The sequence below is a fragment of the Pseudomonas triclosanedens genome, from assembly GCF_026686735.1.
Lineage (GTDB): Bacteria > Pseudomonadota > Gammaproteobacteria > Pseudomonadales > Pseudomonadaceae > Pseudomonas > Pseudomonas triclosanedens.
This window is the reverse complement of the sequence record NZ_CP113432.1, coordinates 3,845,883-3,866,582: the sequence shown is the minus strand read 5'-3', so window position 1 is coordinate 3,866,582 and position 20,700 is coordinate 3,845,883. Positions and strand designations below refer to the sequence as shown.

13 protein-coding genes and 1 pseudogene are annotated in these 20,700 nt (G+C 65.5%); 4 read left to right on the top strand and 10 right to left on the bottom strand.

Annotated elements, in window-relative coordinates:
- Positions 1 to 4: 4 nt before the first annotated feature.
- Entirely contained in the window at positions 5 to 3,136 is a 3,132-nt protein-coding gene (locus OU419_RS17900; RefSeq protein WP_254475636.1) for an efflux RND transporter permease subunit, read from the bottom strand.
- Between the two features lie 27 nt (positions 3,137 to 3,163).
- Entirely contained in the window at positions 3,164 to 4,312 is a 1,149-nt protein-coding gene (locus tag OU419_RS17895) for a MexC family multidrug efflux RND transporter periplasmic adaptor subunit (protein WP_254475637.1), read from the bottom strand.
- 171 nt (positions 4,313 to 4,483) lie between these two features.
- On the opposite strand from OU419_RS17895, the pseudogene OU419_RS17890 reads away from it, so the two are divergent.
- Both OU419_RS17890 and OU419_RS17885 read left to right on the top strand, forming a co-directional pair.
- A pseudogene (locus tag OU419_RS17890) lies at positions 4,484 to 5,028 on the top strand (TetR/AcrR family transcriptional regulator).
- Positions 5,029 to 5,115: 87 nt separating this feature from the next.
- Positions 5,116 to 6,561 (top strand): SulP family inorganic anion transporter, encoded by a 1,446-nt coding sequence (locus tag OU419_RS17885; RefSeq protein ID WP_254475638.1) that lies wholly within the window; start codon positions 5,116 to 5,118, stop codon positions 6,559 to 6,561.
- Positions 6,562 to 6,665: 104 nt separating this feature from the next.
- On the opposite strand, the gene OU419_RS17880 is transcribed toward OU419_RS17885, so the two are convergent.
- The 5 genes from OU419_RS17880 to OU419_RS17860 all read right to left on the bottom strand — a co-directional run bounded on the left by OU419_RS17880 (position 6,666) and on the right by OU419_RS17860 (position 15,717).
- On the bottom strand, positions 6,666 to 6,896 hold the full coding sequence (locus tag OU419_RS17880; protein ID WP_254475639.1) for a hypothetical protein: 231 nt from the start codon (positions 6,894 to 6,896) through the stop codon (positions 6,666 to 6,668).
- A 52-nt stretch (positions 6,897 to 6,948) separates the two neighbouring features.
- Entirely contained in the window at positions 6,949 to 8,697 is a 1,749-nt protein-coding gene (locus tag OU419_RS17875; protein WP_254475640.1) for a ShlB/FhaC/HecB family hemolysin secretion/activation protein, read from the bottom strand.
- Between the two features lie 2 nt (positions 8,698 to 8,699).
- The gene (locus OU419_RS17870) at positions 8,700 to 13,367 is read right to left on the bottom strand and encodes an MBG domain-containing protein (protein ID WP_254475641.1); all 4,668 of its coding nucleotides are present in this window, start codon (positions 13,365 to 13,367) and stop codon (positions 8,700 to 8,702) included.
- A gap of 95 nt (positions 13,368 to 13,462) precedes the next feature.
- Complete coding sequence (locus OU419_RS17865) at positions 13,463 to 15,151, bottom strand: response regulator (RefSeq protein WP_254475642.1); 1,689 nt, start codon at positions 15,149 to 15,151, stop codon at positions 13,463 to 13,465.
- Positions 15,152 to 15,219: 68 nt separating this feature from the next.
- Entirely contained in the window at positions 15,220 to 15,717 is a 498-nt protein-coding gene (locus OU419_RS17860; RefSeq protein WP_254475643.1) for a DUF2938 domain-containing protein, read from the bottom strand.
- A gap of 73 nt (positions 15,718 to 15,790) precedes the next feature.
- Here OU419_RS17860 and OU419_RS17855 point away from each other — a divergent pair, with 73 nt between their 5' ends.
- Positions 15,791 to 16,267, top strand: coding sequence for a helix-turn-helix domain-containing protein (locus tag OU419_RS17855; protein WP_254475644.1), 477 nt, complete (start codon positions 15,791 to 15,793; stop codon positions 16,265 to 16,267).
- Here OU419_RS17855 and OU419_RS17850 read toward each other — a convergent pair.
- From OU419_RS17850 to OU419_RS17840, 3 genes are all read right to left on the bottom strand, one after another.
- On the bottom strand, positions 16,222 to 17,415 hold the full coding sequence (locus OU419_RS17850) for an MFS transporter (RefSeq protein WP_254475645.1): 1,194 nt from the start codon (positions 17,413 to 17,415) through the stop codon (positions 16,222 to 16,224). The genes OU419_RS17855 and OU419_RS17850 overlap by 46 nt on opposite strands.
- 384 nt (positions 17,416 to 17,799) lie before the next feature.
- Positions 17,800 to 18,477, bottom strand: coding sequence for a hypothetical protein (locus tag OU419_RS17845; RefSeq protein ID WP_254475646.1), 678 nt, complete (start codon positions 18,475 to 18,477; stop codon positions 17,800 to 17,802).
- Positions 18,478 to 18,721: 244 nt separating this feature from the next.
- Entirely contained in the window at positions 18,722 to 19,654 is a 933-nt protein-coding gene (locus OU419_RS17840) for a LysR substrate-binding domain-containing protein (protein WP_254475647.1), read from the bottom strand.
- Positions 19,655 to 19,749: 95 nt separating this feature from the next.
- Here OU419_RS17840 and OU419_RS17835 point away from each other — a divergent pair, with 95 nt between their 5' ends.
- Positions 19,750 to 20,700, top strand: coding sequence for a DMT family transporter (locus tag OU419_RS17835; protein ID WP_254475648.1), 951 nt, complete (start codon positions 19,750 to 19,752; stop codon positions 20,698 to 20,700).

Genomic DNA, 20,700 nt, shown 5'->3' with positions numbered 1-20,700 from the left:
GCGGTCACTTGGTTGCCTCGATGGGTTGGTGGGTGGTTTTCGGTTTGCGCCGCAGCAGCGACAGCAGCCAGACGAAGCAGATAGGCACGAAGATCACCCCCAGCAGCGTGGCGCTGAGCATGCCGCCGATGACGCCGGTGCCGAGGGCACGCTGGCTTGCCGCGCCCGCGCCGGTGGCCAGTGTCAGCGGCACCACGCCGAGGATGAAGGCCATCGAGGTCATGATGATCGGACGGAAGCGCAGGCGGGCGGCCTCGATGGCGGCTTCGCGCAGGCTGTGGCCCTGTTCCCAGAGCTCCTTGGCGAATTCGACGATGAGGATGGCGTTCTTCGCCGCAAGGCCGATGATGGTGATCAGGCCGACCTTGAAGTACACGTCATTGGGCATGCCGGCCACGGTGACGGCCAGCACTGCGCCGAGGGCGCCGATGGGCACGATCAGCATCACCGAGAGCGGGATGGCCCAGCTTTCGTAGAGTGCCACCAGCAGCAGGAACACCACGAGGATGGCAAGGGCGAAGAGTTGCGAGGCCTGGCCGCTGGCGACCTTTTCCTGGTAGGAGAGGCCGGTCCACTCGTAGCTGATGCCGGCGGGCAGTTCGGCGATCAGGCGCTGCATCTCGGTCATCGCCTCGCCGGTACTGACGCCCGGAGCGGCGTCGCCGGAAATGCGGATCGACGGGTAGCCGTTGTAGCGCACCAGTTGCACGGGGCCTTCTTCCCAGCGGGTGCTGACGAAGGCGGAGAGCGGCACCAGTTCGCCGCTGGCGTTGGGCACGTAGAGCTTGAGGACGGCTTCGGGGGTCATCCGTTCGCCCTGTTCGGCCTGTACCACCACGCGCTGCTGGCGGCCGGCGTTGGCGAAGTCGTTGATCACCGAGGAGCCGAAGGCGGTGGACAGCGCGCTGCTGATCGACTCGAAGCTGACGCCCAGGGTACGGGCCTTGTCGCGGTCGATTTCGACGCGAAGCTGCGGCGACTCGGCGAGACCTTCCATCATCGCGTAGAGGATTTTCGGGTTGCCGTTGGCCTGGCCGAGCAGTTGGTCGCGGGCCGCCAGCAGGGCCTCGCGGCCGAGTCCGGCGCGGTCCTGCAGGCGCAGGGAGAAGCCGCCGGAGTTGCCCAGGCCGTCGATCGGTGGCGGGGTGACGGCCATGATCGCGCCGTCGCTGACGCCGGCGAAGCGTTCGTTGGTGAGCGCGGCTTCCACGTCGGCGGCCTGCCCGGCGCTGCGTACGGACCAGTCCTTCAGGGTCGGGAAGGACAGCGCGGCGTTCTCGCCCATGCCGGAGAAGCTGAAGCCCATCACCAGGAATACCGATTCGACCGCCTCGCGGGATTGCAGGTAGCGCTCCAGCTCCTGCCCGGTGACGTCGGTGCGCGCGCGGGTGGCGCCCGGCGGCAACTGGATGTCGACGATCATGTAGCCCTGGTCTTCCACTGGCACGAAGGATTCCGGCAGGCGCAGGTAGCTGTAGCCGAGCAGGGCAATGATGCCGGCGTAGATCAGCATGTAGCGCCCGGCGCGCTTGACCAGTGCGCCGTTGAGCAGGCTGTAGCGCCGGGTCAGGCGTGCGAAGCCGCGGTTGAAGGCGCCGAAGAAGCCACGCTTCTCATGGTGCCCCTGCGGGATCGGCTTGAGCAGGGTGGCGCACAGTGCGGGTGTGAAGGTCAGCGCGAGGAAGCCGGAGAACAGGATGGATACTGCCAGCGACAGGGAGAACTGCTGGTAGATCACGCCTACGGAGCCGGCCATGAATGCCAGCGGCAGGAACACCGCCGAGAGCACCAGGGTGATGCCGACGATGGCGCCGGAGACCTGGCCCATCGCCTTGGCCGTGGCAGCGGCGGGGGAGAGCCCTTCCTCGGCCATGATCCGCTCGACGTTCTCGACCACGACGATGGCGTCGTCCACCAGGATGCCGATGGCCAGCACCATGCCGAACATGGTCATCATGTTCACCGAGAAGCCCAGCAGGTACATCATGGTCAGCGTGCCGAGCAGGCACACCGGCACGACGATGGCGGGGATCAGGGTGTAGCGGACGTTCTGCAGGAACAGGAACATCACCAGGAACACCAGCACCATCGCTTCGATCAGGGTATGGATGACCTTTTCGATGGCGACGTCGACGAACCGCGAGGTGTCGTAGGGGACGGAGTACTCGACGTCGTCGGGGAAGTTCACCGACAGCTCGGCCAGGCGCGCCTTGACCGCTTCGGCGGTCTGGATGGCGTTGGCGCCGGGCGAGAGCTGGATGGCGCCGGCGACCGCCGGCTTGCCGTTCAGGCGCGAGGAGAAATTGTAGCTTTCGCTGCCCACTTCCAGGCGCGCGACATCGGCCAGCTTCACGGTGGAGCCGTCAGGGTTGGCGCGCAGGACGATGTGGCCGAACTGCTCCGGGTCGTCCAGGGTGCCCTTTACCGCCAGGGTCGCGGTCAGTTCCTGGGCGGTGCTGCCCGGCGAACTGCCGAAGGCGCCGGCGGGCACCTGTACGTTCTGGCCGCGGATGGCATTGCTCACGTCATCGATGGACAGGCCGTAGCCGACCAGCTTCTGCGGGTCGATCCAGACACGCATGGCCGCTTCGGAGGAGAAGAACTGCAGCTTGCCGACGCCCTGCACGCGGCGCAGCTCGTTGTTGATGTTGCGCGCGGCATAGTCGCCCAGGGCGGTGGTATCGCTGCGCTGGGCGCCTTCCTTGTAGTTGAGGGCGTAGATCAGCAGGAAGCCGGCGCTGGTCTGCTCGACTTCCAGGCCCTGGGTCAGCACTGGCTGCGGCATGCGCGCTTCGGCTTTCTTCAGGCGGTTCTGCACGTCGACCTGGGCCAGCTCGGGGTTGGTGCCGGGCTGGAAGGTGACCACCACTTCGGCCATGCCGTTGGAGTTGCTGGTGGATTCGAAGTAGAGCAGGCCCTTGGCGCCGTTGAGCTCCTCTTCGATGACGCTGGTGACCGAGTCCACCAGCACCTTCGCCGAGGCGCCGGGGTAGGTGGCGGTAACGGTGATCTGCGGCGGCGCCACGTTGGGATACTGCGCCACCGGCAGCAGCGGAATGACCAGCAGGCCGGCCAGCGAGATGAACAGCGCCACCACCCACGCGAAGTTGGGGCGCTCGATGAAGAACTTGGACATGTGAGATTCCTCGCGACGCGCCGTGCCTTACTGGCGCGCCGCCTGTTGCTCCTGCGTCTGGCGTGGCTCGACCTTGGCTCCCGGCTGCAGGCCGGTAAGACCGCCGACGATGACCCGGTCGCCGCTCGTCAGGCCCTGGCTGATCTGCCAGCGCGAACCCTGCATGGCGCCGGTCTGGACCTGGCGGGTTTCGACGCGATTGTCGGCACCGATCACCAGTACGCGGGCGCTGCCGTCGGTGGCGCGCTGCACCGCGCGCTGCGGCACCAGGATGGCCTTGGCGTCGCTGCCCTGGGGCGCGGTGACGCGCACGTACATGCCCGGCAGCAGCACGCCGTCGGCGTTGGCGAACTTGCCGCGCAGCGAGACCTGGCCGGTGCCACGGTCTACCGAGATGTCGGTGAACAGCAGCTCGCCCTGGCGCTCGTAGTGGGTGCCGTCGACACGGATGCTCAGCGTCTGGCTCTCGCCGCTGGAAAGATCGCCGCCCTTGAGCGCCTCACGCAGGCGCAGGGCATCGGCCACCGGCTGGGTGAAGTCGGCGTAGATCGGATCGAGTTGCTGGATGCGCGCCATCAGCGTGGCTTCGCCCTGGCCGACCAGCGCGCCTTCGGTGACCAGCGCGCGGCCTATGCGCCCGGAGATCGGTGCCCTGACCGAGGCATAGCCCAGGTTGAGCCGTGCGGTTTCCACGTCGGCCTGCGCCGAGCGTACCGCCGCCTGGGCGCTGCGCATGTCGGCGGTGGCGGTGTCGAAGTCCTGCTGGCTGACCGCTTCGATCTTCACCAGCGGCTCGTAGCGCTTGACCCGTGCCTGCGCCTCGTAGAGCGACGCCTGGGCGCGCGCCAGTTCGCCCTCGGCGCGGGAAACGGCGGCCTTGAGCGGGGCGGGGTCGATCTGGAAGAGCAGGTCGCCGGCCTTCACATCGGCGCCTTCCTCGAAGCGCTTCTGCAGCACGATCCCGGCTACTCGCGCCCGCACTTCGGCCACGCGCATCGGCTCGATGCGTCCCGGCAACTCCGAGGTCAGCACCAGAGGCTCGGTGACTACGGCAACCACGTCCACCGGGCGTGCGATTTCGGCCGCTGCATCCTGTTCGCCCGAAGGCCCGCAACCGGCCAGCGTGATTGCCGCTACTACCGCACCGATCGTCCCTACTGCACGCAACCTGCCCATGATTCACCCGGGTTCTGTCTAACTGGAAAGGTGCGCATGATCCTTTTAAATTCAAAATGAGTCAATAAAGTCTCATTTGCTTCTTGGTTGTATAAAATGTGTCATATCCTTTCAAAAGGAAGGTCTTTTTCTGCACAATGAGACAACCCGACACTCCTTCCGAGGCTACGAATGACACTCTCCGCCCACGATGAACGTCTTCTCAAGGCGCTGGCCATCGCCATCGTCGACCGCCCCAGGGCGACGCTGAAGGAGTTGGCGGAAGCGGCGGGAGTGAGCAAGGCCACGCTGCACCGTTTCTGCGGCACCCGCGACGGCCTGGTGCAGATGCTGGATAACTACGGCCACGCGGTGATCCGGCAGATACTCGAAGCCTCCGAGCTGCAGCAGGCGCAGCCGCTGGATGCGCTGCGGCGGTTGATCGCCGAGCATCTCAAGCACCGCGACATGCTGACCTTCCTGCTCTTCCAGTGCAGGCCGCGACCGAGCGCTGGAGCTACTACACCGAAGCGGTGGATGCCTTCTTCCTGCGTGGCCAGCAGAACGGCGTTTTCCGCATCGACATCACGGCCGCGGTGTTCACCGAGCTCTTCCTTTCGATGCTCTATGGCATGGTTGACGCCGAGCGCTACGGGCGGGCGGCCAGCTCCAGTTCCGCCACCGTGCTGGAGCAGCTTTTCCTGCAGGGCGCGCTGACGCAGACGCCTGCCGGCTGAGTGCCGCAGGGCCGGCGTGGCTGGCCGGGCAGGGCGCATTTCCGTACCATGCGCGGCCTCCCCGCATTGCCCTGTCCGAGTAGAAAAATGAAAGCTGTCCGCCTGCGTGCCGATGTCCTGGCGGGACTCACCACGTCCTTCGCCCTGGTGCCCGAGTGCATCGCCTTCGCCCTGGTCGCCCATCTCAACCCGCTGATGGGGCTGTACGGCGCCTTCATCCTCTGCACCCTCACCGCGCTGTTCGGCGGCCGGCCCGGCATGGTTTCCGGCGCGGCCGGCTCGATGGCCGTGGTGATCGTCGCCCTGGTGGTGCAACACGGTGTGCAGTATCTGCTGGCCACGGTGCTGCTGGGCGGGCTGATCATGGCTGCCTTCGGCCTGCTGCGGCTGGGCAAGCTGGTGCGCATGGTGCCGCACCCGGTGATGCTGGGCTTCGTCAACGGCCTGGCGATCGTCATCGCGCTGGCCCAACTGGAACACTTCAAGGATGGCGGCCACTGGCTCGGCGGGATGCCGCTGTATGTGATGCTGGGGCTGGTGGCGCTGACAATGGCCATCGTCTACCTACTGCCGCGCCTGACCCGGGCAGTGCCTCCGGCACTGGTGGCGATCCTCGGTGTGGGCCTGCTGGTCTATCTGCTCGGCCTGCCGACCCGCACGCTCGGCGACATGGCGCACATCGCCGGCGGCCTGCCGCAGTTCGCCCTGCCGGACATCCCGTGGAGCCTGGAAACCCTGGGCATCATCGCGCCCTACGCGTTCCTGATGGCGATGGTCGGCCTGCTGGAAACCCTGCTGACGCTGAACCTTACCGACGAAATCACCGAGAGCCGTGGCTACCCGGACCGCGAGTGCGTGGCCCTGGGCGGAGCCAACATCGTCTCCGGCCTGTTCGGCGGCATGGGCGGCTGCGCGATGATCGGGCAGACGGTGATCAACCTCAGCTCCGGTGGCCGCGGCCGTTTATCCGGCGTGGTCGCGGGGGGGATGATCCTGCTCTTCGTGCTGTTCCTCTCGCCGCTGATCGAGCGCATTCCGCTGGCGGCGCTGGTAGGGGTGATGTTCGTGGTGTCGCAGCAGACCTTCGCCTGGGCGTCGCTGCGGGTGCTGAACAAGGTGCCGGTGAACGATGTGCTGGTGATCGTCGCGGTGACTGCCATCACGGTCGCCACCGACCTGGCCACGGCTGTGTTCTGCGGCATCGTCATCGCTGCCCTGGACTTCGCCTGGAAACACGCCCGCGAGCTTTACGCCGATATCCACCTGGAGGACGACGGCAGCAAGCTGTATCGCGTGCACGGTACGCTGTTCTTCGCTTCCACCACGCCGTTCCTCAATCAGTTCGACCCGGCGAACGATCCGCCACAGGTCACTCTGGATTGCGCGCACCTGAGTTTCGTCGACTATTCCGCCATTGCCGCGCTGAAAACCCTGCGCGAGCGCTATGCCAGGGCTGGCAAGCATCTGCGGGTTGTGCATCTGTCCGAGCGGTGCCGCCAGTTGCTCAAGCGCGCGGGTATCCAGCACGGCTGAGGCGCGGCGGGGGCGTCGATTGCGGGAGGAGCGGCGGGGGAGTGGCTGGCTCCACCCGTCTTGCGGCGTTCGCGCGGGTGGAGTCGGCTTCGGTATGGCGGGGATCAGCGCTGGCGTTGTGAGTTGGCGTCGCTGCGGTTGTAGGCCAGTTCCAGCCATACGTCTTCCAGCGAGTCGGCGTCGCGCTTGAGTTGGCGAACGGCGCAGCGCAGGCGGCGGCTGAGGTCGAGGTTCTCGATCAGCGGGGTGATTTCCTGCAGCAGTTCGATGACGATGTCGTTGTTGAACGAGGCGGAGCGCACGGTGCGCAGCGTGCGGGTGTCGGTGATGAACATTGCGGACTCCTGTGGACGGGCCTCCTGGGAGGTCCGCCCGATAGGTGATGGTTCAGAACAGCTTGAGGAAGTTCAGGTAGAAGCGCGGGGCCTTGCCGTTGTCGTTGTCCAGTTCTTCGGCAGACACCGAGCGGGTCAGCGGGAAGGCCACTTCAGGCGAGACGTAGGTGTCCTTGTAGACATTCACGTGGGCGCCGAAGCCTGCGGATGAGAGGCTCTCGCTGCTGACCCAGGTGGGGTCCTGGCTCCAGACTTTGCCGAAATCCCAGTAGGTGTAGTACTGGGTCGGCAGGGCATAGTCCCTGAAGGTGTGGATGCGGTTGTACTGCAGCTCGGTTTTCATGGCGAAGCCTTTGTCACCGGTAATTTCCGACGGGTCGTAGCCGCGGCCGTACTCGCTGCCGCCGACGCCGAACTGCTCGGGTGACAGCAGGCGCTGGCCGAAGGAGGTCTGCGCGGTACCGGCAATGTACAGGTTCATGCCGTCGATGATGTTGGAGAGATCCTGCAGGCGCTGGGCTTCGACCTGGAGCTTGGTGAAGTCGGTCTCGCCGCCTTCGCGGGACGGGTTCAGCCGGCTTTCGCTACTGGAACCCATGATCGCCAGCCCCTTGCTCAGCTCGGCCTTGACCAGGTTCTTGCCGCCGAAGGAGTCGAACCAGTCGTAGCTGGCCCCCAGGCGGATGGCGCGGATGCGGTCTTCGCTGGATGGCGGCAGGCTCTTGTCGTGCAGGTACTCGGAGGTGCCGTTGTAGTAGGTGAATGCGGCGGAGGTCTTCAGGGTTTCGTCGCGCTGGCGGATCCACGGGCGGGTAATGCGCACCGCGAAGGTATCGCCATAGCTGTTGGCATTGAGGAAGGAGTAGGTGTCGGCGTGGCCGTCGTTGTGCTGGGCGAGGAAGCTGACCACGTCGCCCTTGCTGCCCACCGGCAGTTCGTACTGGCCTTCGAAGAAGGTCATCTTGTCGCCTTCCACCGACTGGCCGGCGCGGACGCCCAGGTGGTCGCCGTGGCCGGTCAGGTCGTTCACGCCAACCCCGCCGTATACCTGCCACGGGCCGAAGTAGCGGCTGTCGCGGTTGTCGAAGCCGAAGAAGCCTTCGTATTTGCGTACCTGGTTCTCGACGATCATGTCGGTGCCCTGTTCCACCGGCGAGGCGGCGAGGGTGGCGCGGCTCTGCTGGCCGGATACGTCGTTCATCAGCAGCAGGTTGCGCTCGATGGTGGTGCTGCGCGGCGGCACTTCCTTGCGGATGTTGTCGGCGTAGCGCTCCACGGCTTTGTTGCTGTCACCCTGCATCTTCACTTCGTTGACCCGGCCTTCGAACACCTGGATCAGCAGTTCGCCGTTGTTCAGGCGCTGTTCCGGCAGGTAGGCGCGGGCCAGCAGGAAGCCGGCCTTGCGGTAGCGCTGGGTGATCTGCATGACCACTGCGTTGACTTCGCCCAGGGTGACGCGGCGGCCTTCGAGTTGCGAGGTGAGCGCCGAGAAGGCTTGCGGCGAGTAGAGGGTGGTGCCACGGATGATCACCTTGTCCACCTGGAAGCGGGTGGTGTCGTTCGGGTCCGCGATCAGCTCCGCCGGGACGCCTTCGGTATCAGGCAATACCACGCTGTCGGGTAGTTGCAGGGTCGAGGGCATCTGCGTCGGGCTCTCCCGCGTGCCGTCGGGGCGAGGGACTTCGACGCGGCCCGGGTCGAGCTGGGCCTTGGGCCCGGCGAACGCCGGACCCTGGACCAGGAGGAACGCGGAGCACACGGCTGCCGCCAGTATGTGCAGTTTCGAAGGAAAGGCTCTCATGGCTATTTCCCTCCTTTGGAAGTGGGCTTGAGATCGTGGGGAATGACGCTCCGGTTCCCTTCCGGAACAACGAAGTAGCCGTTCTTGATCAGGCTGTTGGCGTAGGTCAGGACGTCGTTGATGTCCGGCGTGGTGCTGGTCTTGCCTTCGTAGGAGCGCGGTTTGCACACCAGTTGGACGGCGTAGCTGCGCACTACGGCGGGGGAGACCGAGTAGTTGGCGGAGGCTGCCGACGGTGATTCCAGTGCGGTGCAGCGAGTGTTGCCGGGAGACTGCGCGGTCATGGGCAGCGTCAGCGGTACGTCCGGGGCCACGGGGGCGAGCGGGCCGGTGATGGTCAGGGTGCCGTCGCGGAAGGTGACGGTGTAGTTGCCGCCGGCGCTGAACGCCTGGCCCTGGGTGATGCTGTAGGTACCCTCTTCTTCGCCGGGCGCGCGTACCAGCGAGCCCTTGGCGACGGCCGCGGTATCGCCGTTCTTCAGGCCGCTGGCGCTCCAGGTGAGGCGCGGGTCCTTCTTGCCTTGTGCCTTGCTCTTGTTGTCGGCGCTGATTTCCAGCGGTGCCGGTGTGACGTCGAGCTGGCCGTTCTTGAACACCAGGGTGTAGTTGCCGCTGAGCAGCCGCAGGTCGCCCTGGTTGATGGCGTAGCCTCCGGCCCTGACGTTCTCGCCAGCCTCGCGCGACAGGCTGCCGCCGTTCAGGACGCCCGCCGCGCTATCGCCGTTCTTCAACCCGTGGTAGCTGTAGGTCAGCTCCGGATCGGCGTCGCCGTACACCTTGGTCTTGTGGTCGGCGGTCACCACCAGTTCAGCGGGGGTGATCGCCATCTTGCCGGCGTTGAAGGTCAGGATGTAGTTCTGGCCCATCTCGCCGTTCAGCCCCAGGTCGCCCTGGCCGATCCGGTAGTTGCCGACGTTTTCGCCGGGAGCGCGTTCGAGGCTGCCGCCATTGAGGACCGACTCGGGAGTTTCACCGTTCTTCAGGCCGCTGAGGCGGTAGGTCAGTTTCGGGTCGACCTCGCCGTAGATCTTGGTGTGGTCGTTGGCATCCAGCGTCAGGGTGGCCGGTGTGATGGTGAAGGTGCCGTCCTCGAACTGCAGCAGGTAGTTCTGCGAGTTCAGCCCCAGGCTGCCCTGGCCGATGGCGTAGCCGCCGGGTTTGACGTTCTCGCCGGCTTCACGGGTGAGTGAGCCACCGTTGAGCACGCTCGCTTCGGTGTCGTTGCCCTTGAGGCCGGAGACGCGGTAGGTGAGCTCAGGGTCGATCTCGCCGTATACCTTGCTCTTGTCTTCCGCGCTCACCACCAGGGTGGCGGGGGTGATGGTGAAGGTGCCTGCCTGGTAGGTGAGGATGTAGTTCGCACCCTTGCCGCTGTTCAAACCCAGGTCGCCCTGGTAGATGGCATAGCCACCCTGCCTCACGTCTTCGCCGGCTTCACGGGTAAGGGAGCCGCCGTTGATGACGTCGGCGATGCTGTCGCCGTTCTTCAGCCCGCTGATGTCGAAGGTCAGTTTCGGGTCGACGTCGCCATAGACCTTGCCGGTGTCGTCGGGGATCAGGGTGAGGCTGGCGGGGGTGATGCTGAGCTGGCCTTTGACGAAGGTCAGGACGTAGTTGCGGCCCTGGTCGTTGGTCAGGCCGAGACCGCCCTGGAGGATGTCGTACAGGCCGACGTTCTCGCCGGGGTCGCGGGTCAGGGCGCCGTTATTGAGCACCTTGTCCTGGGTGTCGTCGTTCTTCAGGCCGTCGACCTTGTAGGTGAATTTCGGGTCCGCATCGCCGTAGGTCTTTTCCTGGGGATCGGCGGTGACCGTGAGCTGGGCAGGGTTCACCGTGAGGGTCCCCGACTGCAGGGAGACCTGGTAGCGCCGGTTGACGAAGTCATTGGCTTCGAGCTTGCCGTCGACCCGGTAGTCGCCGACGTTCGACCTGGTGTCGGCCTCGGTGCTGGGGGTGACCTTGGCGGCGAAGCGGTCCTGGTTGAGCTGGCGGTCGACGAAGTCGTCCACGCCTTTCACTGCCTGGCTGTTTTCCGAACCGCCAGCGGTCAGCCTGCCTTCGGTGTGCATTTCCGGGTTTTCGGCGCCGTAATCACGCTCGGCGTCGGCGATCTTGCCGTTAAGCTGCGCGGTCTGCGATTTCAGGGTGACGCCGCCGCTCTGGCTGGTGTCCTTGCCGCTGAGGAAACTGATCACGCCGCTTTCGTAGTGGTTGCCGTTGTGCGAGAGGCCTTCGAGGTCGGCATCGACGGCGGTGGTGGACGAACCCAGGTCGACCACCAGTTGGTCGGACGCACCGGTGCTGCCGTTGCGGTTGATCGCATCGGGGTTCACGTTACCGCTCCGGTCGCCGGTGCCGCCCTGAACGCCGAAACCTTTGGACGAGGTAGTGACCTGCCCCTGGTTGGTGCTGAAGCTGAAGCCGGCCGGAAGTTCGTTGGTGGGTGTGCCGTTGCGGGTGACGCTGATCTGCCCGGCGGCGTTGGTGCTGATGACCCAGACTTCGTTGGTGCTGGGGTTGGTGAAGGTCAGCGACTTCACCCAGTAGTCCGAGTCGGAGTTGTCGTCGGGGAAGGGGGCGCCGGTCTTGTGGTTGACGTACTCCAGGCTTTCGAAGACCAGGTACTGGAATTCGGTCTTCTCGTCGATGGTGAGGTGGTGGGTGAGGGTGCCGTTACGTTCCCAGACCCATTGCTCGCCGACCTTGGAGAGGTTCTCCGATTTCACCCCGTCCATGCTCTGGGTCAGGCCGTCCTGGGTGATCTTCACCTGCCCGGTATTCACACCGTCGGCGGAGGTCTGGTTGTAGATGAACTTGCCGTTGCTGGCCTTGCCGGCCAGGGTGCCGGCGAAGTTCAGCGGGCTGTCCAGCAGTACGCTGGAGCCTTCCACCGCGACGTTCTCGCCGATCAGCGCGGTGCCGCTCTGCTGGATCACCGAGGCGCTGTTGGAGGTCTTGATCCAGATGGTGCCGGTGCCCACGTCGATGATGGCGCGGCCCAGGTAGCCCTGGTCGCCGGCCTGGGTGCCGGTGGTGTTGTTGAGCATCACGTCGCCGGTGGCGACGATGTACAGGTGGCCGTCCTTGAGCAGGATCGGTGCATTGATGTAGACCGAGCCGCTGTCGTTGCGCTTGGCGTCGGCGAAGGGGTCGCCGGTGTCGTTGTAGGCACTCACCGGGGCCGCCGTGCCGTTGGCCATCAGCTTGAGGGTATGGAAGCCGGCATCCTGGGCGACGATGGCCGAGTCGACGTTGATGCGTTTGCTGGCGTTGATCTCCACGTCGCCGCTCTTCAGGCTGTCGGCGATTACGCTGGCCGAAACGGTGCCGGCGCCGGAGCCGTCGGCGGTTACGGTCACGGTTTCCGGGTCGAGCAGCCATTTGCCCGATTGCTGGCCACCTCCGGCGTTGACCTGGGCTTCGGGAGCCACGGTCAGTTGCTTGCCGGAGGTTTCGATCACGCCACCTTTCTGCCCGCCCTGGGCGCTGGCGCTGCCGGCGAAGTGGGTGGAACCGTCGCTCCAGACCACCACCTGGCCGCCATCGGTCTTGCCGTCGGCCTTGAGCTGCGCGCCCTGGGCGACGTTGGTGGATTTGGCCGCCTGTTCCGGCCCCTGGCCCTGGAAGCTGCCGCCGACCAGCACCTGGCCGCCGGCACCCTGGGTGCCGCTGGCGTCGATCCTGGCGCTGCCGGCGACATTCACCTCATCGCCAAGGACTTTCACGCTGCCGCCGCTGGTACCGGTGGCGCTGAGCGAGCCGGTGACGTTGGTTTTCGCCGAGTTGCCGAGGACGATGCTGCCGCCCTGTTCGCTGACCGAGTCTGCTACGACGTTGCCGCCGACGTTGATCACCGAATCCAGGTGTTTGGCCGCGCGATCCGCACTCATCGCCACCACGCCGTTGCCGACGTCGATCTCGCCGGTGTGATGCACGCCGCCGGTGACGTCGGCGTTGACACTGTCCTGTTCGCCCGGTGTGCCGCCGACTGCGATGTTCAGCAGGCCGTCACCGTGGAAGTCCAGGGTCGCCTGCGGGCCGGTGGCCAGTTGCACCATGCCCTTGCGGGCCTGGATGACGCCGGCGTTGTTCACCTGGGCGCCGAGCAGGGCGACCATGCCGTTGTCATGCACAGTGATGCGGCCCAGGTTGGTGACGTTGCCGGTGAGCTGGATGTCCAGCTTGCCGGTCTCGGCGAACTGGCGCGCCTGCTCCTCGGTGAGGAAGCCGGCGCTGGCGACCAGGGCGCTGGAACTGATGTGCGCCTTCGGACCGATCCACACGCCGTTGGGGTTGACCAGGATGAGTTGGCCGTTGGAGGTAACCGCGCCGTAGATTTTCGACGGGTCGCCGCCGATCACGCGGTTGAGAGTGACGGATTTGCCGTCGGGCTGGTTGAAGGTGATACGGTTGTCCGGCCCGACGTTGAAGCGCTGCCAGTTGATCGCGGTTCGAGCGGTGTTGGTGTTCACCGTCATGTCCGAGCCGCTCTGGCTGATGCTGCCGCTACCGGAGATGACGTTGCCGCCCTGGGGCAGGGCGTCGGCGGCCAGGGCGCCCAGCGAGAGCCCGGCGCTGGCCAGCGCGATGGCGACGCACAATAGATGCAGGCGGCCGGGGGTGACCGCCGCGCGCCTGCCGTTGGGTTGTTCCGAGAGGGGTGATTTCATGATGCTTCTCCGTAGCGGGTGGGCTATGGGGAAAGCATCGGATCAGCGGTTGGGGGCTCCCATCATGGGCGCCTGAAAGCCATGTAGTGCTCGCACTAGTGCGAGGAACTACTGCGCACCAGCTTGAGCTGGATCAATCCGGCGCAGTCGGGGTCGTTCTCGTCGCCGAGCCGGAGTTCGCCACCTAGCAGCTCGCAAATCATTCTCGCGATCTGCAGGCCGGGACGCTGTTCCAGGTCGGCCAGGTGGGCCGGAAGGTCCTGGCCCGGCTCCGCCAGCAGCGCCAGGCGCCAGGACATTTCGCCGTGGTGCAGGGCCTCGGCACTGGCGATGATCTGCCGCAGGCTCAGCCCGGAACGGGCGACGGCGAACATCAGGGCCCTGATCAGGTGCAGGTAGCGGGTAGTATCGATCCAGCCGTACTGGGGATGGGCTGCCGGCTGGAAGGCGAGGCCGGGGTGTATTTCAACGAGGATCGATTCGGTCAGCCGGTTCAATTCGAGCGGCTGCGGGATCCTGGGCTCATTGCCGCCTTCCAGAAGCAGCAGGTCGAGAAGGATTTCGAACTTTTCCTCGATGCGCGCGAGATTGCCGGCCATGTCTTCCAGGGGCCGATCGCCCGGATGGGTATCGCGGGCAATCTTCAGCGACCGCTGGGCGGCGCGGGTTTCCTCCAGCATGTCGGCGAAGCTGTAGTGCAGATAACGGGTGCGGGAGGCGCGCATGCCGTCGAGGTATGCCTTGGCTTCCTGCAGGCGTTCGACGTCGCGCTCGTGCTCGGTGATATCGACGAACGAGCAGACCACGCCGATGGACTCGCCGTCGTCCTCGCGCAGCGGTACGCCGATCAGGCGGATGATGCGATGCTCGCCGTGCAGGGTGCCGCTCACCACCATCGTGAAGAGTTTGTCGCCTGCCGCGCCGTCGAGGAACTCACGGCGCAGCCTGGCCGAATCCTCGGCGGCCACCACGCCCAGATCGAAGACGCGCGAGCCCAGCATCTGCGCCTCGCTCTTGCCGTAGGCGTCCAGGTAGTGCCGGTTGCAGGCCAGCAATTCGCCCTGGCGACTCCAGAGGCTGATCGGGCTGGGCAGGATTTCCAGCAGGCGCGCCAGGTCCTGGGCCTTGCTCGATGGCAGGGGCTGCTGCAATGCCAGGTTCTCGACCACGCTGTTGTTCATCAGGCCGCGAACCTTGGCCGCTTCCACCAGGTCGACCAGCGAGTCGGTCTGGGTCTTTTCCAGCAGGCGTGCCTTGTAGGTGCTCACGGTACGGTCGCTGATCGCCAGCTCCTCGGCTATATCCTTGATCCGGTAACCCTGGGACAGATAGCGCAGGACGGTCAGTTCGCGCGGGGTGATGTGTTCGCCGGAGCCGGGTGCCTCGGTTCCGGCATGCGTGGTTCGCGCGGAGAAGACCCGGCGTCCGCCGAGTACCAGGCGCACGGCATCGTCCAGTTCCTCGGGGTGTTCGTCCTTGTGCACGAAGCCACGGGCGCCGGCCTCCAGGCACAGGCCCTGGTAGTGCGCCGCGGGAAGGTGGGTGAAGACCAGCGCCTTCTGCTGCGGCGCGTCGTGGTGCAGGCGCCGCAGCAGTTCCATGCCGCCCAGGCGTGGCAGGTCCAGTTCGAGGATCAGCAGGTCGGGATGCTGGTGCCGCACGAGCTCCAGGGCCTGGCGCCCGTCACCGGCTTCGCCGATCACCTCGTGCCCGGCATCCGCCAGGCGCTGGCGCAGGGCTGCGAGCATGAAGGGTTGTGGGTCGGCGATGACGATGCGGCTCATCCTGGAAGCTTCCTGCGTGTGGGTAGAGTTGGAAGTAGGTTAGCGCAGACCGCGGCGAACCAGTCGGTTCAGGTCAATGCCACCAGCGCCTGTGCACCGAGGTAGAGGCCGAGGCCGAACACGGCGTGGGTCAGCAGGCTGTGCAGGCGGGCCCTGGCGGGAGCGGCGGTCTTCGCCGCGGCGATGCCCAGGCCGAATGCCGGCTGCATCAGCAGGAACGGCATCGCCACGGTGACGAGCCCGAACAGCAGGGCCGGCGCCAGTGTCGGCCGGTTCAGCCAGCTTTCGCCGGCCAGCATGACGAAGGCCAGCGCGAAGACGATGCCGGTTAGGTAGTGCACCAGCCAGCCCAGGGCACGTTCGCCAGTGACCGCGGCGGCCTTGCCGATGGCCGCATGGCGGAAGCGGCCACGGGGCATGTGGCCGACCCAGCGGCCAACCATCGCGTAGTCCAGGGAGGGCATGCCGAGCAGGCGTCGGCGCAGCATGGCCCAGCCATCCATCAGCAGCGTGGCGGCGATGCCGATGGCCAGGGTGGGGAGGATGAGAGTGTCGGTCGGCGTCATGGCAGTGTCCTTTAGGGTATGGTGGAGGTCCGATCAACACAGCTTTCCAGCTCAAGTCGACTTGAGGTCAAGCATGAAAGAGATGGATATCGGCCAGGTCGCGCGCTGGTCGGGGTTACCGGTTTCCACCTTGCGCTTCTACGAGGAGAAGGGGCTGATCCGCTCCATCGGCCGCAACGGCATGCGCCGGGTGTTCAGCGACGAGGTGCTGTCGCGCCTGTCGTTGATCGCGCTGGGCAGGGAGGCGGGTTTTTCGCTGGAGGACATCGCCGCCATCTTCGTCGGCAATGCGACGCCGACCATCGACCGTGCGCGCCTGCGGGAGAAAGCCGACGAGCTGGATCGCAGCATTCGCCGCCTTGGTGCGATCCGCGACGGGCTGCGGCATGCCGCCGACTGCCCGGCGCCGGATCATCTGGCCTGCCCGAAGTTCCGCCGGCTGATGGACCTGGCGATCCGCACCGCATCACGTGGGCGGGCCCGCGCGCCGCGCAGGGTGGTGCGTCAGTCGCGCGGTGCGGACGCCGGCAGCGAGGCGCCGGCGACATAGAAGAACCCGCTGGCGATAATGAAGCCGCCGAGCATCACGAACACCCAGTGCGGAGCCAGCAGTGTCAGGAAAACACCGACCAGCACCGGCCCCAGCGCGCCGCCGAGGTTCGCCAGGTTCTGCGTGCCGTAGTACACGCCGCGCAGGTGCGCCGGCGCGATACGGTCGATGAACATGTACTCGGCGGGGATCACGATGATCTCGCCGAGAGTGAACACCGCCATCGCCAACCCCCAGTGCACGAGATTGCGGGACAGCCCGAAACCGACGATACCCAGTAGGAACAGCCCCAGGCCGATGATCAGCCAGCGTTGCAGGTGTTCGTTGTCGATGCGCTTGCCCAGCAGGTACTGCAGGGCTATCACCGTGACTGCGTTGACTCCCAGGAGGGTCTGGATCACCTGGTAGGCATATTCCGCCGTGCTGGTCGACACCAGGTATTGCGACAGGTAGGCGGAGAACTGGCCGAACACCACGGCAGTGAGCACGCCGCCGATGGTGAAGTACATCAGCCGGTGGTCCTTCGACAGCACACCCATGACCGCCAGGAACGACGGCGGCGCCACACCCTCGGCCGGGCGCATGCCACGGTCGCCATAGCGCAGGAAGGCCAACAGGAAAAGCGTACCGAGCGTTGCCGAAACCATGAACGGCAGTTCTTGGCTCAAGTGCGCAAGCCCCGCGCCGACGAAGGGGCCGATGGCGTAGGCAAGGTTGATCAGGGTATAGCGGATGGAGAAGGCGCGGCTCTGCTCGCCCGCCGCCAACAGACGGCCGAAGGCGGTCTTCACTACCACGTCGGTGACCGAATAGGCGAAGTTGAAGCCAAGCAGGAACAGGAAGAACAGCCACAGTTGCGAACTTGCCAGCATGCCGATGAAGGCGGCGACGAAGCAGGCGCTGAAGCCCAGGATCAGCCCGAAGCCGGGCATGCGGTCGATCAGGTAGCCGCCGTAGAGACTGAGCAGCGAGCCGCCGAACAGGGCGCCGCCGAGCATCAGGCCGATATGGTTGACCGACAGGCCGAACGCCGTCGACAGGTAGATGACCAGGAACGGCAGCGTGATGGCCCGGCCCAGGGTGAGCAGGAAGGTGCCGCAGAGCAGCAGGTTGACCTGTAGCGGATAACGCTTGAGCGCGGCGAGCATTCCATGCCTCGACTTTCGGCGGCGGACGGTCCCCGATCCTAGCAGCACCGCGATGGTGCATGGCAGTCGCCACGGGCCCTTGCGAACCCCAGCGTGCCCGCAGGCTCAGCCACCGCCGCGCTTTGCCTGCGCCTTTGGTTCTACAACGGTGTTGCCGTCCTGTCGGAGGATCGCCGAGCGCCCGGGCTGGCCGCATGCGTCTGGATATCCGCTTCGGCAGTACGGCGTGCGGGTACAGGCAGCAGCGGACACGATTGCGGTGCGCTACGGAATCCAGCCGGGCTCCGTTCCCGGCGCGCAGATGATCCAGCACAGCGAGCGGGATTCAGGTCAGCGCTGGTGCGCGTCGAGTTGCTCTTTGTGCTGGAGCACTGAGCGACTGGCCTAATCCTGCTCTGGCTTGGTTGCGTAGAGAATATGCAGGTCCTTCACCCGGCCCAGGAACATGATCTGGCGGAACATCATGGCCAGGAACAACAGCACGCCGGTCCCCCAGTAGAGAAACGCATTGTCGGCAGGGGGCAGGGACCACTGGTGCCCTGGCAACAGCCCTACGATGGCAAGAATGATCAGCGCCGAGAGCAGGTTCTGGCACAGGGTTACTTCGGCCATCGCCTTCACCAGAACCCGCCCAGCGTCGGCATCCTCCTTTTCCACCTCGTCGATGTGGACGGACACGGCTTTCCAGATGTCCATGAAGCCACCCTTCGAAGGCCGGGTGAGGCCGAGGTGGTCCCGTAGCCGGGGAATGGAGCTGAGAATGAAGAACGAGAGCAGGTCCCAGATCAGGCTGGTACAGGTCAGTACGATGCCTGATACGTAACTCAGTACGATCAGGATGAAGAGCATTGCGCCGGAGAGCGTGTTCATCCATTGCCAGAGCGTCTGGTCGCTGGCGCCCACTGCGATCTTTCCGGCATAGGCGATTGCCAGCCAGAACGCCATGCCGGGACAGACCCTGGCAATCAGGTCGTAGTACGCGCTGGGAATGAAATTCAGCAGGGATGAAAAATCACCGCCGCCCTTGCTTGTGCCACTGTCACTCTTGGTGGTCTGCGTCATCCTTGTGATCCCGCCTGAACTGAAGTGCCTTATATGGCAACTAGCTGCGTGGTAGCGTTCTGACTTCCTGCTGGATGGGCTCCAGGTCGCCTGACCAGCAGGCGGATTTGTCGTTGAGGCGCATTGCCGGATAGCACGATTTCACCGCTGAGTTTCTGTCCGCGGCGTCCATGTCCTTGCTCCGTCGGCGAGCCACCCTGCAGATTAGCCAAGAAAACCGCCAATGGCGGCTGTCGAGAACGGCCTACGCGGCCTGGACCGACTCCAGCAGCCAGTCATGGAACAACTGGGCCGGCGGCGACAATTGGCGGTGGCGCAGGGACACCAGGTATTCGCCGCGCTCGGTGACCAGCGCAAGGTCGGTCACCCGCTGCATCTCGCCCCTGGCCACCGCTTCGTCGGCCATGAAGCTCCACGCCAGGCCGATGCCCATGCCTTGCTGCACGGCGCGGTAGGCGAGGGTGAGCTGGTTGAATACCGGGTCGCTTTCGGCGGGCTGGTAGTCCTTGCCGAAGTGGGCGAACCAGTCGTGCCAGTCCAGGCAGCTCCAGGCCGAGGTGTCGATCTGCACCAGCGGCGCGGTGGCCAGTTGGTCGAGGGTGCGGATGGACGAGGCGTCGAAGTCGGGGCGGGCCACCGGGTAGACGATCTCCGGCAGCACGAAGCGGCTGTTGAGCGTCGTCCACTCGCCGTCGCCGTAGAGGATGCCCAGGTCGAAGTCCACCAGGCTGGCTTCGTCGATCTCGTTGATTGCGTGGACGTGCACGGCGATGCCCGGGTGCGCCTTGTTGAACTCGATGAGCTTGGGGAACAGCCAGAACTGCGCCAGCGCGTGGGTCGCCAGCACTGACACGGCGTTGCTCTGGTGCACCGAGCGGATGCGCCGCACGCTGTGTTGCAGACGGTCAAGCAGCATGTCCACGGTAGCCAGCAGTTCCGTGCCGGCCGCCGTCAGGGCCACGCCACGGGGTTTGCGTTCGAACAGCGGCACCTTGAGGCTGTCTTCCAGCGCGCGCATCTGCTTGCTCACTGCGCTCTGGGTAAGGAACAGCTCGGTGGCGGCCTGGGTGAAGCTGCCGTAGCGGCCGACCGCCTCGAAGGTAATCAGGGTTTCCAGCGGCGGCAGGGTACGTAGATAACGGCTGATGACGGTTCTCCGGTAAATGGCTTGAGCCATTCCTCATGGGAATGCCTCGGTGCGGATTTATCCTTGGTCAGACGCTAGCACAACCGCTACCGTGGCGGCATTTCCTGAAGTCGAGGTGGTTGGAGATGAAACGCGGGGTGGTCTATGCAGGCATGGCGGGTGCGATCTGGGGCGGGGTGATTCTTGCGCCGTCGCTGGTGCCTGAGTTCAACCCGCTGCTGATCAGCTCTGTGCGTTTCGCCCTGTACGGCGCCATCTCGCTGCTGATTGCCTTGCCGGTGGCTTTCGGCCTGTTGCGCAGGATCGGCCGCGAGGACCTGTCGATGCTGGTGCGCCTGGCGCTTACCGGCAACCTGCTGTACTTCGCGCTGTTGTCGGCTGCGGTGCAGTTCGCCGGAGTGGCGGCGGCATCGCTGATCAACGGTGTCATGCCGCTGGCGATCAGCTATTGCAGCCGTTCGGAACACGATTCGCTGCCGCTGTCGCGGATGAAGATACCGCTGCTGCTGGTGACGCTGGGCATCCTCTGCATCAACCTCGACCCCACTGCGCTGATGGCTGTGGGCAGTACGCCTGGAGAGCGCATCCTCGGTATCGTCTGCGGCTTCTGTGCGGTGGCCTGCTGGTCCTGGTACGCCACAGCGAATGCGCGCTACCTCAAGGCCAGCCACTTCAACAGCCACGAGTGGTCGACGCTGATCGGCATGGTCACCGGCGGCATGGCCATCGTGCTGGCTGGTGTGGGCGCGCTGGTGGCTCCGCAGGCGATTCCGTCGGGCGTTTCTTCCGAGCGCTGGATGGTGTTCCTCTGGGTTTCGCTGTTCCTGGCGATCTTCGGCTCGTGGCTGGCCAACGGCTTGTGGAACGCCGCGACCCGGCGCCTGCCGATGAGCCTGGGCGGGCAGTTGATCGTCTTCGAGACGCTGTTCGCCTGCGCCTACGCCTATCTGCATCAGCAGCGCCTGCCGAGCCCGGTGGAGGCGCTGGCCATCGTGCTGCTGACCGTGGGCGTGCTCTGGGCCATCAGCCTGCACCGCGCGCCGGCGCCAGCCCCGGCACGGGCCGTGGAATCCTGA